Source organism: Solirhodobacter sp., from assembly GCF_964715405.1.
Map to the genome: position 1 here is coordinate 72,889 of NZ_CBAICG010000005.1, position 13,317 is coordinate 86,205.

The 13,317-nt window shown below is 67.9% G+C and carries 12 protein-coding genes; 8 read left to right on the top strand and 4 right to left on the bottom strand.

The annotated features are described in order from the left end of the window. Window positions 1-3: 3 nt before the first annotated feature. The 3 genes from AC11WY_RS03390 to AC11WY_RS03400 are packed head-to-tail and all read left to right on the top strand — an operon-like array spanning window position 4 to window position 3,429. Entirely contained in the window at window positions 4-960 is a 957-nt protein-coding gene (locus AC11WY_RS03390) for an ABC transporter permease (protein ID WP_482922531.1), read from the top strand. Then, window positions 957-1,775 carry an ABC transporter permease gene (locus AC11WY_RS03395; protein ID WP_482922533.1) on the top strand — a complete coding sequence of 273 codons (819 nt, stop codon included), beginning with the start codon at window positions 957-959 and terminating at the stop codon, window positions 1,773-1,775. Before AC11WY_RS03390 ends, AC11WY_RS03395 begins: the two co-directional genes overlap by 4 nt. After that, window positions 1,768-3,429 (top strand): ABC transporter ATP-binding protein, encoded by a 1,662-nt coding sequence (locus AC11WY_RS03400; protein WP_482922535.1) that lies wholly within the window; start codon window positions 1,768-1,770, stop codon window positions 3,427-3,429. The genes AC11WY_RS03395 and AC11WY_RS03400 overlap by 8 nt, the downstream gene beginning before the upstream one ends. Window positions 3,430-3,507: 78 nt before the next feature. Here AC11WY_RS03400 and AC11WY_RS03405 read toward each other — a convergent pair whose 3' ends face one another. The 3 genes from AC11WY_RS03405 to mepK all read right to left on the bottom strand — a co-directional run bounded on the left by AC11WY_RS03405 (window position 3,508) and on the right by mepK (window position 5,901). Continuing rightward, window positions 3,508-4,272, bottom strand: a complete 765-nt coding sequence (locus AC11WY_RS03405; RefSeq protein WP_482922537.1) for a class II aldolase and adducin N-terminal domain-containing protein — start codon at window positions 4,270-4,272, stop codon at window positions 3,508-3,510. Continuing rightward, window positions 4,269-5,210, bottom strand: coding sequence for an alpha/beta hydrolase fold domain-containing protein (locus AC11WY_RS03410; RefSeq protein WP_482922539.1), 942 nt, complete (start codon window positions 5,208-5,210; stop codon window positions 4,269-4,271). The genes AC11WY_RS03405 and AC11WY_RS03410 overlap by 4 nt, the downstream gene beginning before the upstream one ends. A 121-nt stretch (window positions 5,211-5,331) precedes the next feature. Continuing rightward, complete coding sequence (gene mepK, locus AC11WY_RS03415; RefSeq protein WP_482922541.1) at window positions 5,332-5,901, bottom strand: peptidoglycan L,D-endopeptidase MepK; 570 nt, start codon at window positions 5,899-5,901, stop codon at window positions 5,332-5,334. 324 nt (window positions 5,902-6,225) lie between these two features. Between mepK and AC11WY_RS03420 the strand changes: the two genes are divergently transcribed. The 4 genes from AC11WY_RS03420 to AC11WY_RS03435 are packed head-to-tail and all read left to right on the top strand — an operon-like array spanning window position 6,226 to window position 10,535. Continuing rightward, window positions 6,226-7,881: a L,D-transpeptidase family protein gene (locus AC11WY_RS03420; RefSeq protein WP_482922543.1), complete on the top strand. Its 1,656-nt coding sequence runs from the start codon at window positions 6,226-6,228 to the stop codon at window positions 7,879-7,881. A 43-nt stretch (window positions 7,882-7,924) separates the two neighbouring features. After that, window positions 7,925-9,016, top strand: coding sequence for a UDP-3-O-(3-hydroxymyristoyl)glucosamine N-acyltransferase (gene lpxD, locus AC11WY_RS03425; RefSeq protein ID WP_482922545.1), 1,092 nt, complete (start codon window positions 7,925-7,927; stop codon window positions 9,014-9,016). Window positions 9,017-9,060: 44 nt separating this feature from the next. Beyond that, window positions 9,061-9,330 carry an acyl carrier protein gene (locus AC11WY_RS03430; protein ID WP_482922547.1) on the top strand — a complete coding sequence of 90 codons (270 nt, stop codon included), beginning with the start codon at window positions 9,061-9,063 and terminating at the stop codon, window positions 9,328-9,330. Beyond that, window positions 9,327-10,535 carry a beta-ketoacyl-[acyl-carrier-protein] synthase family protein gene (locus AC11WY_RS03435; protein WP_482922549.1) on the top strand — a complete coding sequence of 403 codons (1,209 nt, stop codon included), beginning with the start codon at window positions 9,327-9,329 and terminating at the stop codon, window positions 10,533-10,535. Before AC11WY_RS03430 ends, AC11WY_RS03435 begins: the two co-directional genes overlap by 4 nt. A 34-nt stretch (window positions 10,536-10,569) precedes the next feature. Here AC11WY_RS03435 and AC11WY_RS03440 read toward each other — a convergent pair whose 3' ends face one another. Then, window positions 10,570-11,226: an invasion associated locus B family protein gene (locus AC11WY_RS03440; protein WP_482922551.1), complete on the bottom strand. Its 657-nt coding sequence runs from the start codon at window positions 11,224-11,226 to the stop codon at window positions 10,570-10,572. 456 nt (window positions 11,227-11,682) lie between these two features. On the opposite strand from AC11WY_RS03440, the gene AC11WY_RS03445 reads away from it, so the two are divergent. Continuing rightward, entirely contained in the window at window positions 11,683-13,245 is a 1,563-nt protein-coding gene (locus AC11WY_RS03445) for a helicase HerA-like domain-containing protein (protein WP_482922553.1), read from the top strand. Window positions 13,246-13,317: the final 72 nt, after the last annotated feature.

A 13,317-nucleotide genomic window follows, 5' to 3' on the forward strand; every position in this document is an offset into this window, starting at 1 on the left:
GGGATGCACCCGGTTCTGAAACTCCTTGCCCAGCGCATCGCGCTGGGCATCGTTCTGCTGCTGGCCGCCTCGGTGCTGATCTTCGCGGGCACCCAGATATTGCCCGGCGACGTGGCGCAGGCGATCCTGGGCCAGCAGGCCACGCCGGTGGCGCTGGCCAACCTTCGCGCGCAGATGGGGCTGAACGATCCGGCCTGGGTGCGCTATTTCCACTGGCTCTTCGGCGCGCTGCACGGCGATTTCGGCAAGTCGCTGGCGAACGGGCAGGATGTCGCCGCCGATATCTCGGGGCGGCTGGGCAACACGCTGTTCCTGGCCTCGACCGCGGCGATCATCGCGGTGCCCTCGGCGATCACGCTGGGGCTGATCTCGGTGCGCTATCAGGGGCGCTGGCCGGACAAGCTGATCTCGGCGGTGACGCTGGCCACGGTGTCGGTGCCGGAATTCCTGCTCGGCTACATCCTGATGTTCCTCCTCGCGGTCGAATACCCGATCGCGCCATCGGTCTCGACGATCTACGCGTCGATGAGCTTTCTGGCCAAGCTGAACGCCATCATCCTGCCGGTCATGGTGCTGGTGCTGGTGGTGCTGGGCCACATGATGCGGATGACCCGCGCCGCGATCCTGAACGTGATGCAATCGGCCTATATCGAAACCGCCGAGCTGAAGGGCATCCGGCCCTTCCTGGTGATCTTCCGCCACGCCTTCCCGAATGCGATCTCGCCCGTCGTCAACGTGGTGATGATCAACCTGGCCTATCTGGTGGTGGGCGTGGTGGTGGTCGAGGTGGTCTTTGTCTTTCCCGGCATGGGCCAGTATCTGGTCGATCATGTCGCCAAGCGTGACGTGCCGGTGGTGCAGGCCTGCGGGCTGGTGTTCGCGGCGGTCTACATCGGGCTGAACATGCTGGCGGACGTGATCTCGATCCTCGCCAACCCGCGGCTGAGGCACCCGAAATGAGACGCATCCCGATCTCGGCCCTGCTGGGCCTGACCATCACCGCCTCCTACTTCCTTGCCGCCATCTTCGCCTCGGTGATCGCGCCCTATGGCATGGCCGAGGTCGTCGGCGGCGTGTGGGAGCCGTCGTCGGCGCAATTCTGGCTGGGCACCGACAGCATCGGGCGCGATCTCCTGACGCGCATGATCTACGGCGGGCAGACCACGATCGCCATCGCGGTGGCGGCGACCCTGCTGAGCTTTGGCACCGGCGCCACGCTGGGCTTCACGGCAGCGGTGGCGGGGGGCTGGGTGGATCAGGCGCTGTCGCGCTTCATCGACCTGATCATGGCGATCCCCTCGCTGATCTTCGCGCTGGTGGTGCTGTCGGTGATGCCGGTCACGGTGGTGACGCTGATCCTGGTGATGGGCCTGCTGGATTCCACCCGGGTGTTCCGGCTGGCCCGCGCGGTGGCGGTGGACATCACGGTGATGGACTATGTCGAGGCCGCACGCCTGCGCGGCGAGGGCCAGATCTGGATCATCTTCCGCGAGGTGCTGCCGAATGCACTGAGCCCGCTGGTGGCCGAGATGGGGATGCGCTTCATCTTTCAGGTGCTGTTCATCTCGACGCTGTCGTTCCTCGGCCTGGGCGTGCAGCCGCCGCTGGCAGACTGGGGCGGCATCGTGAAGGAGAACAAGGACGGCATCGTCTATGGCGTGACGGCGGCGCTTTACCCCGCCATCGCCATCGCGACGCTGGCGATTTCGGTCAATCTGGTGGCGGACTGGATCCTGAACCGCACCACCAGCCTGAAAGGGGGCCGCAATGGCTGAATCGGGGGCTGAGCAGGGGGCCGAGACGCTGCTGGAGATCCGCGACCTGCGCATCGAGGCGACGATCTATCCGCCGGGCGAACCGGCGCGCGACATCCTAATCGTCGATGGCGTGTCGCTGACGCTGCAACAGGGCAAGGTGCTGGGCCTGATCGGCGAAAGCGGCGCGGGCAAGTCCACCATCGGGCTGTCGGCGATGTCCTACGGGCGGGGTGGCGTGCGGCTGACCGGCGGCACGATCCGGCTGGCGGGGCAGGAGATTCGCACCGCCGCCCCCGCGCTGCTGCGCAGCTTGCGCGGCCACAAGGTCACTTACGTCGCGCAATCCGCCGCCGCCGCCTTCAACCCGGCCAAGCGGCTGATGGAGCAGGTGATCGAGACCACGCTGCAACACGGGCTGTCGAGCCGCGCCGAGGCCGAGGCGCGCGCCGTCAGCCTGTTCCGCGAACTGGGCCTGCCGAACCCCGAAAGCTTCGGGCGGCGCTATCCGCATCAGGTTTCCGGCGGGCAGTTGCAGCGCGCGATGACGGCGATGGCGCTGTGCCCCAAGCCCGATCTGGTGATCTTCGACGAACCGACGACCGCGCTGGACGTGACGACGCAGATCGAGGTGCTGGCGGCGATCAAGAAGGCGATCCGCGATACCGGCGTCGCCGCGCTTTACATCACGCACGACCTTGCCGTGGTGGCGCAGGTCAGCGACGACATCATGGTGCTGCGCTACGGCAAGATAGTCGAATACGGCCCCGTCGCGCAGATCATCGAGGCGCCGCAGCAGGACTATACCCGCGCCCTGGTCTCGGTGCGCAAGATCGACCACCCCGAGGCAAAGGCCGAAGGCACGCCGCTGCTGTCGGTTTCGCAGGTCACGGCACGCTATCGCGGCACGCAGTTCGACGTGCTGAAGAACGTCACCGTCGATCTGCGCCCCGGCCAGACGCTGGCGGTGGTGGGCGAAAGCGGGTCGGGCAAATCGACGCTCGCCCGCGCGATCACCGGGCTTCTGCCGCCGCGGTCCGGCAGCATCCGCTTTGCCGGCCGCACACTCGCCCCGGCGCTGGCGCAGCGCAGCAAGGATGATCTGCGCGAGTTGCAGATGATCTACCAGATGGCCGACGTCGCGATGAACCCGCGCCACACCGTGGGCACCATCATCGGGCGCCCGCTGGAGTTCTACTTCGGCCTGCGCGGCGAGGAGAAGCGCCGGAAGGTGCAGGCGCTGCTGGACGAGATCGAGATGGGGTCGGGCTTCATCGACCGCTATCCGGCGGAACTGTCGGGCGGCCAGAAACAGCGGGTCTGCATCGCCCGCGCGCTGGCGGCGAAGCCCAAGCTGATCATCTGCGACGAGGTGACGAGCGCGCTCGACCCGCTGGTGGCGGACGGTATCCTGAAGCTGCTGTTGAACCTGCAGAAGATCGAGGGGGTGGCCTACCTCTTCATCACCCACGACCTGGCCACGGTGAAGGCGATCGCCGATTCGATCGCGGTGATGTACCGCGGCGCGGTGGTGCGCTATGGCGCGAAATCCGACGTGCTGGCGCCGCCGTTCGACGATTACACCGACCTGTTGCTGTCCTCGGTGCCGGAGATGAAGATCGGCTGGCTGGAAGAGGTCATCGCGCACCGCAAGATGGAGAGCGCGGGGAACTGAAGCGCCCCGCGCGGCGAAGGCCGGGGGCGCTGCCCCCGGACCCCGGGAGTATTTCCGCCAAGACGAATGCGAAGGAGTTCAGTTCGCGTAGTCGCTGCCCTCGGCATCGAGGATGGCGCGCAGTTCCGACAGGTGCTCGGCGGGGCCGGTGGGGTAGGCTTCCCATTCCTGCGCGGTCTTTTCGGCGATGGCGTCGGGCAGCATGCGCAGCGGGCGGCCGGTTTGCAGGGCGCGGATGTAGGTCTCGGCGGCGCGCTCGAAGTAATAGAGGCGGTTGAAGGTTTCGGCCACGGTGGCGCCGATCACCAGCACGCCGTGGTTGCCCATGATCATCGTGCGGACCTTCGGATCGGTCAGCATCGTGGCGCAGCGCGCGCCTTCGGCTTCGAACGCCATGCCGCCATAGCCTTCGTCGATCACCACGCGGTCGTAGAACATGGCGCAGTTCTGGTCGATCGGGGGCAGCCGCGAATCGGCGAGGCTGGCGAGCACGGTGGCGTGGATCGAGTGGACGTGCATCACGCAAACCGCGTGCGGCACGGCGCGGTGGATCGCGCCGTGCAGGCCCCAGGCGGTGGGGTCGGGCGCGTCGGGGCGGCTGAGGGTGGTGGGGTCGTTCGCGTCGATCTCGAGCAGGGCCGAGGCGCGGATGCGCGAGAAGTGGCGGCCGTTCGGGTTCATCAGGAACCGCGTGCCGTCGGGGTTCACCGCCAGGCTGAAATGGTTGGCGACCGCCTCGTGCATGTTCAGCCGCGCTGTCCAGCGGAAGGCGGCGGCAAGGTCGCAGCGTTCGGCCCAGTGGGTGAGGTTCGGGTGGGTGAGGTTCGGGATCGGGGCGTTCATCTTGCGTCTCCATAGGGCCAGGTGCCCTCGCCAAGCGCGGCGATGGCCTGGGTGATGCGGGTGAAGCTGTCGCGGGCGCGGGTGACGGTGGTGCGGGCGCGCAGGTAGCCGTGGACCAGGCCGGGTTCGCGCACCCAGCGGGCGCGGCCACCCTCGGCCTCGATCAGGGCGCAGTAGGCGCGGGCGTCATCGGCGAGCGGATCGCATTCGGCAGCAAAGGCGACGGTGGGCGGCAGGCCCGCGAAAGACAGCGCCCAGAGCGGGGCGGCGGTGGGGTCGTCGGGCGGTTCCTCGCCGCCTTCATAGCGCACGGTGGCATAGTAGATCACGTCGTCGCGCGTCAGCATCGGCGCGTTCGCGTGGGTGAGGTAGCTGCCGCGGTCGCGGTCGCCGCCGAGGCCGGGGTAGATCAGCACCTGACCGGTGAGCCGCCGATCGCCCTTCAGCGTCTGGGCGACGGCGGCGGCGAGAGTAGCGCCCGCGCTGTCGCCCGCCAGCACGAGCGCGCCGGGGAAAGCGGCGAGCGTGGCGCGCGCGGCGGCCAGCGCGTCGTCATAGGCGGCGGGGTGCAGGTGTTCGGGGGCGAGGCGGTAGTCGGCCGCGACGACGCGAAAGCCGGTCGCATTGCAGATCTCGGCGCAGACATCATCGTGGCTGTCCAGCCCGCCGACGACAAAGCCGCCGCCATGCAGGTAAAGCACGGTGACCGCCGCCGGGCCGCAGGCGTAAAGGCGGCAGGGCACGCCGCCCAGGGCACGATCCGCGGCGGTCACGCCCTCCGGGTAACCCCGAAAGAAGGCGCGGCACATCGCGTCGTAGATCTCGCGCTGCTTTGCGACGGGGAAGGTTGCGGTTTCGGGCGGATACCAGCTTTCACTGTCGCGGATGAAGGCCCAGGTCTCGGCGTCGATCAGGGTGGCGTAGTCGGGGGCGGTCATCGGCGGCTCCTTGCGCGTCGGGTGCAGTCTCGCCGAGGGGCGGAGCGGCGGCAAGGGCGCAATGAAAAAGGCGCCGGTAAGACCGGCGCCGGAAAGGTTGGGGACAGATGGGGATCCGGGGTCAGCCGAACCAGGTGCGGACCGGGCCGCAATCCATGTGCACGAAGTCCGAGCGCATGTAGCGCCCGACGCCACCGGCGTTGCACGACATCGCCGCCGCGTAGACCTGCGGAACCGAGCGCGAGTTCAGCCGCAGGTCGGCCGCTTCGCCCTGGATGTGCAGCGAGTTCTTCGCGACGCCGTGCGATTCGAGCCGCAGCATCGCATTGGTCTGGGCGGTGCGGTAGCCCGACAGCAGCATGTAGGGCTCGTTCACGTCGAGCAGCGCGTGGGTCGCGGCGATGATGTCCATCGTCTGCGGCGCCATCGTGCGGACCTCGTCCACCCGCCAGTCGCGCATGAAGTAGTTCACTTCGGTCAGCGCCTCGGGGACATATTTGCCGTCGATCCAGTAGATCGTGTCAAGGGTTTCGCCCGAACGCCCCGAGTACATGTGCAGCCGCCGCACATTCCCGGCGCCCTTCAGAAACCCGAAGGCATTGGCATAGGTTGGCGCCGCGATCACTGCGGTGGCTGCAAAAGCGCGCAAAAGTCCGCGCCGCGAAAAGTTCGCCGAGTTCGTCGAAGTCATGGTGTATTGCCTGTCCCGTCGTTTCGGAAAGCCGCCTGACCGGCGGTCACTGTTTCGATATCCCCAAGTGCCCGTCATGATTGCCACAGATTCCACGACAGCCCAACAGCGATCTGTCAGGTTTCTTCCATTGCAAGGGGATGTCGGCGAAAACTTGCTGAAAGTTGCCCCGCGTGTCAGCGATGTCGCGCCGCCGGGCAAATGGGCCGCTTGCGTTGCGCAAGCGCGACAACCGCCGCGAAGACTCGCCTGGGGTGTGGACAGCGGCGGTTAAATTGCTCAGAGAATAAACATGGGTTTGATATGCGTGTTGAGGGTGCATTGATGGCGGTTTCGGCGATCAGGACAGCGACGGCCACGAACGGCGCCGCAGCGGTGGTGTGGCGCGCGGGCGGGCGGCGGTGGCGCGGCCTGGCCGGGGCGGCGGCGCTTGGCCTTGTCGCGGCGACATCGTCCGGGGCGGTGGATGCGCCTTCGGCCTTTGCCCAGGCGGTGGCCGAGGCGGCGGCGGGCGATCCGGCGCTGTCGGAGTTCTACAAGTCGACCGACTATGCGCCGGTCTGGACCGACGCCGCCGACGCCGACCGCCGCGCCGCCTTCCTGACCGCGCTGGCGGGGGCCGGCGTGCAGGGCCTGCCCGCGGCCCGCTATGACCGCGACGGGCTGATCGCGCGGCTGCAGTCTGCCGCGACCGAACGCGACCGCGCCCGGCTTGACGTCGACATGAGCCGCGACTTCCTGCAATACGCGCGCGATCTTCAGACTGGCATCCTGGTGCCGTCGGAGGTCGACGACAGCATGGTCCGCGTCGTGCCGCGCAGCGATCGGCTGGGGTCGCTGGAGGCTTTCGTCGCCGCCGATCCCGTCGGCTTTCTGGCCGCGCTGCCACCGCAGGCGCCGGAATACAATGAACTGCTGAAGGCCAAGCTGACGCTGGAACATCTGGCGACGATCGACGCCTGGGGGCCGCAGGTGCAGGCCAAGGTGCTGAAGGCCGGTCAGACCGGCCCGGCCGTGGTGCAACTGCGCGACCGGCTGATCGCGATGGGCTATCTTGGGCCCACGGCCACGGCGAGCTACGACGACGCCATCACCTCGGCGGTGATGCGCTTTCAGGCCGATCACGGGCTGATCCCGGACGGGGCCGCCGCCGCGGGCACGCTGGCCGAGGTCAACGTGCAGCCCGCCGACCGGCTGAAATCGGTCATCGTGGCGATGGAGCGCTGGCGCTGGATCAACATGGACCTGGGCGCCCGCCACATCTGGGTCAACCTGGCCGATTTCAGCGCCAAGATCATCGACGATGGCAAGGTGACCTTCGAGACGCCCGCCGTCGTCGGGCAGAACCTCAAGGACCACCGCAGCCCGGAATTCTCGGACACCATGGAATTCATGGTGCTGAACCCGACCTGGAACGTGCCGCGGTCGATCGTCACCAAGGAATACCTGCCCGCGCTGCAACAGGATCCCAATGCCGACGGGCAGTTGCAGTTGATCGACGCGAGCGGCCATGTGGTCGATCGGGCGTCGGTCGATTTCACCCAGTATGACGCGAACACCTTCCCGTTCGACCTCAAGCAGCCGCCGTCTGACGGTAACGCGCTGGGGCTGGTGAAGTTCATGTTCCCGAACAAGTACAACATCTACCTGCACGACACGCCGTCGAAATCCCTGTTCAAGCGCGAGACGCGGGCGTTCAGCCACGGCTGCATCCGGCTGGGCGAGCCGTTCGACTTTGCCTACACGCTGCTGGCGCGCCAAAGCGACAACCCGCAGGCGACGTTCAAGGCGGCGCTCGACAAGCGGGTCGAGAACACGCTGAACCTGGCGCAGCCGGTGCCGGTGCACCTGGTCTATTTCACCGCGATCCCGACGCCGACCGGCGCGATGACCTACCGGCGCGACGTTTACGGTCGCGACGCGGAAATTTTCGCGGCGCTGGCCAAGGCCGGGGTGGCGCTGGACGTGAAAGCGAACTAGAGCCTGCGCCGGGCGGCCCGGCGTCCGCCCGCAAGGAGGGGACATGGGCCATTCGATCCGTGACATCGCGGCGGCGCTTGGCGCCACGGCCGAGGGCGACCTTGACCTGTGCATCAGCGGCGCGGCCGAACCGGCAATGGCGCGGCCCGACCAGTTGGCCCTTGCCAGCGATCCGAAATATGCCGACGGCCTGACCAGGGGGGCGGCGCAGGCCGCGCTGCTGTGGCCGGGTGCCGACTGGCGCGCGCTGGGGCTGCGGGCGGCGATCTACGCGCCCCGCCCGCGCTATGCGATGGCGGGGCTGACGCGGCTCCTGGACCCCGGTCCGGCGATCGCCCCCGGCATCCACCCCAGCGCGATCATCGACCCCAGTGCCGAGATCGGCGCCGAGGCCGCGATCGGCCCCTTCGTGGTGATCGGCGCGGGGGTGCGCATCGGCCCGCGCGCGCGCATCGCCAGCCACGCCACGATCGACACCAGCACCCGCATCGGTGCCGATGCGCTGATCCTGCAAGGCGTGGTGATCGGCGCGCGCTGCACCATCGGCGACCGCTTCATCGCGCAACCCGGCGTGGTGATCGGCGGCGACGGCTTTTCCTTCGTCACCGCCGAGAAATCCGGCGTCGAGGAAATCCGCCAGTCGCTGGGCGTGCGCGGCGAGATCAGGCCGCAGGCCTGGACCCGCATTCACTCGCTGGGCGCGGTGACGATCGGCGACGATGTCGAGATCGGCGCCAACAGCACGGTGGACCGCGGCACGATCCGCGACACCGTGGTGGGCGACGGCACCAAGCTCGACAACCTCGTGATGCTGGGCCACAACGTCGTGGTCGGGAAGGACTGCCTGCTGTGCGGTCACGTCGGCGTCGCGGGCTCGACGAGGATCGGCGACCGCGTGGTGATGGCGGGCAAGGTCGGTGTCAGCGACAACCTGTCGATCGGCGACGACGTGATCGCCGGGGGCGCCAGTGTCATTCTGTCGAACGTGCCCGCCGGGCGGGTGATCCTGGGCTATCCGGCGATGAAGATGGAAGCGCAGGTGGAAAGCTACAAGGGCTTCCGCCGCTTGCCCCGGCTGTTCGCGCAGGTCGCCGAGTTGCAGAAAGCGGTTTCAAAGCTGACCAAGTCTGACTAAATAGCCGCGGCACACGGACTTCGCCGGGAAGGCAGGAAACGCACATGTCGAACGAGGTCAAGGACCGGGTGATCGCGATCATCGCCGAACAGGCGGTGCTGGACATCGCCGACGTGAAACCGGAGGCAAGCCTGGAGGATCTCGGCATCGACAGCCTCGGGCTGGTGGAGTCGATCTTCGCCATCGAGGAGGCGTTCGACATCACGGTGCCGTTCAACGCCAACGAACCCGGGAACAACGCCGAATTCGACATCTCGACGGTCGGCTCGATCATCGCGGCGGTGCAGCAACTCGTGGCCGAGCAGCAGGGATGAGGCGCGTCGTCATTACCGGGGCGGGCACGGTCAATGCCCTGGCGCAGGATGTGGCGGGCACCTTCGCGGCGTTCCGCGACGGGCGCTGCGGCATCGGCGATCTGGACATCCGCGATGTGGACCGGCTGTCGATCAAGATCGGCGGCCAGGTCAAGGGCTGGGATCCCGAGGCGCATTTCAACCGCCAGCAGATCGTGCTCTACGACCGCTTCACCCAGTTCACCCTGATCGCGGCCAAGCAGGCGATCACCCAGGCCGGGCTGAATTTCGACGGCCATCTGGGCTATGAGGCGGGCGTGGTGCTGGGCACCGCCGGCGGCGGCGTCAACACCTGGGACGAGAATTACCGCGCCGTCTATGAAGAGGGCAAGAACCGGGTTCACCCCTTCGTGGTGCCCAAGCTGATGAACAACGCCGCCGCCAGCCACCTGTCGATGGAGTTCAACCTGCGCGGGCCGTCCTTCACCGTGGCGACCGCCTGCGCCAGTTCCAACCACGCGATGGGGCTGGCGTTCCAGATGATCCGCGCGGGCGGCGCCAAGGCGATGCTGACCGGCGGCTCGGAATCGATGCTGTGCTTTGGCGGCATCAAGGCCTGGGAGGGCTTGCGCGTGATGTCCAAGGACGCCTGCCGCCCGTTCAGCGCCAACCGCAACGGCATGGTGCAGGGCGAGGGCGCGGCGGTCTTCGTGTTCGAGGATTTCGAGCACGCGCGCGCGCGCAGCGCCGACATTCTGGCCGAGGTGGTGGGCTTCGCCATGACCTCGGATGCCTCGGACATCGTGATGCCGTCGAAACAGGGGGCCGCGCGCGCCATTGCGGGCGCGCTGCGCGATGCCGGGCTGAACGGCGAGGAAGTGGGCTACATCAACGCCCACGGCACCGGCACCTCGGCGAACGACAAGACCGAATGCGCGGCGGTGGCGGATGTGTTCGGCCATCACGCCGACAAGCTGATGATTTCCTCCACCAAGTCGATGCACGGCCATGTCATCGGCGGCACCGGCGCGGTGGAACTGCTGGCCTGCATCATGGCGCTGCGCGACGGCGTGATCGCGCCGACGATCGGCTATGAAGAGCCCGACCCGGAATGCGCGCTGGACGTGGTGCCGAACGTGGCGCGCGATGCGAAGGTTGACGTGGTGCTGTCCAACGCCTTCGCCTTTGGCGGCCTGAACGCGGTGCTGGCGCTGCGCCGCATCTAAAGCGCCGCCCCGTCGGGGGCGGCGCCGCGTCGTGTCAGTTCCCCGCGGCGGCCGGAGCGGCGGCGCCGGGGGCGGCGGCGGCCGGGATGGCGGCGGCGTTCAGCTTGGTTGCCGTGTCGAACCCGGTGGTGAAGCCCTTGAGCGAGACCGTCAACTGGACCTTCTGATCGGGCGCGGCGACAGGAATGATGGTCAGGGTGATCTTGGTGCCCTTCTTCATCGCCGCCAGTTCATCCGCGGTGAAGCCGACGCGCGCGATGCACCCGGCGGTATTGCAGAACAGGAACGGGTAGACCTTGGCGGGCAGCGCGTCGATCTGCAGCGTGATCTGCTGGGTCAGCAGCGTTTCGAGCGGGGTGACGATCGTCGCGCCGGCCGCGGCGGGCTGGCCCGGCGGCAGACCCACCGTCGAGAACTCGGCGACCGAGTTGCCCTGCTGGTCCTTCAGCAACTGGTAGGCCTGGCAGGGGTCGTGGCCATTCTGCGCGTGCACGCAGCGCACATCCCAGTCGCCCGAGGTCGACTGGACATAGGCGGTGCCGGGTGCGTTGGGGTCAGCCGGGGCGCCGGTCGAGGGGGCGGTGGCGTCGGCCGCCGGGGCGGCGGGGGCGGGCGTGGTGGTGTCGGCCCCGGCGACAGTCGCTAGGGCAAGCGCTGCGGCAAGGGTGAAGGCCGTGGTCAGTCTGAGCATTGTACAATCCATGAGTGGCCGGATTTCGGTCGGGCGTCCTGTAGCACAGGGGGGGCCGGGTGTCAGGGGTGATTTCGCTGCGGCGGCTTCGGGGGCGGGCGGAAAATGGCCGTCCGGAACAAACGAAAAGGGCCCCAAGAGGCCCTTTCCAATTCTTTTTTTCTCCCCGTCGGACCGGCCGACTTTTACTGTGGGGGACGCTACGGCGGAATGACGAATGCGTCAACAGGGAATCTGGACCTCGCCCAACGCCTTGCGGCCCGCAGAAAAAGACCGCGCCCGGCGGGCGCGGCCAGTCTGACAGGGAGGACGATATGCCCCGCGCCGAAGCCCGGACGCGGGACAAGATGAAGGGTGGCACAGCGGGCTTAACGAAGTATGTTGGCGGCCGTGCGGCGGGTCCGGGAGGCCCGTGTTGCCGTGCGGGTCGGGAATGGTCGGAAAAAGGGATTTGACATGGCGGGCAGCATTTTCGTGGGCGGCGGCGGCGAGGGCTACAGCACCCCGCAGAACCTGCTGCTGAAGTTCGGCAACCGCCACGGCCTGATCGCGGGCGCCACCGGCACCGGCAAGACGGTGACGCTGCAAGTGCTGGCCGAGGGCTTTTCGCGCGCGGGCGTGCCGGTCTTCATGGCGGATGTGAAGGGCGATCTTGCCGGGCTTGCGGTCGCCGGGTCCGAGGCGGGCAAGCTGCACGGGGCGTTCCTGAGGCGCGCCGCCACCATTGGGCTGGCCAGCCTCGACTATGCCGCCTTTCCGGTCACGTTCTGGGACATCTTCGGCCGACAGGGCCATCCGGTTCGCGCCACCGTGGCCGAGATGGGGCCGCTCTTGCTTGCGCGCCTGATGCAATTGTCGGACGTACAGGAGGGTGTGCTGAACATCGCCTTCCGGCTGTCGGATGAAGAGGGCTTGCCGCTGCTGGACCTGAAAGACTTGCAGGCGCTGCTGGTCTTCATCGGCCAGAACGCCGCCGACATCGGGCTGAAATACGGCAACGTCGACAAATCCTCGGTGGGCGCGATCCAGCGGGCGCTGCTGGTGCTGGAAAATCAGGGCGCGACCGGGTTCTTCGGCGAACCGGCGCTGGACCTGGCCGACCTGATGCGGGTCGATCCCGACGGGCGCGGCCGGGTCAACATCCTGGCCGCCGACAAGCTGATGCAGTCGCCGCAGCTTTACGCGACCTTCCTCTTGTGGCTCTTGTCGGAACTCTTCGAGCAACTGCCCGAGGTCGGCGACCCCGATCAGCCCAAGCTGGTGTTCTTCTTCGACGAGGCGCACCTGCTGTTCGACGACGCGCCCAAAGCCCTGGTGGCGAAGGTGGAACAGGTCGCGCGGCTGATCCGCTCCAAGGGGGTCGGCATCTACTTCATCACCCAGAACCCCGGCGACGTGCCCGACAATATCCTCGGGCAACTCGGCAACCGGGTGCAGCACGCGCTGCGCGCCTTCACCGCCAAGGACCAGCAGGATTTGCGCAAGGCGGCGCAGAACTACCGGCCCAACCCGCGCTTTTCGGTCGAGGACGCGATCCGCGACGTCGGCATCGGCGAGGCGGTGACCTCGTTCCTGCTCGACAAGGGCGACCCCGGCATCGTCGAGCGCACACTGGTGCGCCCGCCCTCGTCGCAGATCGGCGCCATCGACGCCGCCACCCGCGCGGCGGTGATCGCGGCCTCGCCGTTCAAGGGGAAATACGACACCACGCTGGACCGTGACAGCGCGTTCGAGCGGTTGCAGGCCCGCGCCAATGGCGCCGCGTCCGAGGTGCAGGCGGCGGTGGCGCAGGGCGCGCAGGAATTCAACTCGGCCCGCCGCTTTACCGCAGGCAGCCCGGCTGGGGGCAGCACCGGTGGCGCCAGCAGGGTCGCCAGCACCCCGGCCAGGGCCCCGGCCGCCAGCCGCAGCGACACCCTCGGCACCGCCTTCGCCAAAAGCTTCGTGCGCCAGTTGGGCAGCGCCGCCAGCCGCGAGATCATCCGGGGCGTGATGGGCGGGCTGTTCCGGGCGCGCTGACGCGGCCGCCGATCAGCTCAATTTGACGCAGATTCCGGGCCGCACGGCCAAATCCTGACGGAATCGATGGGC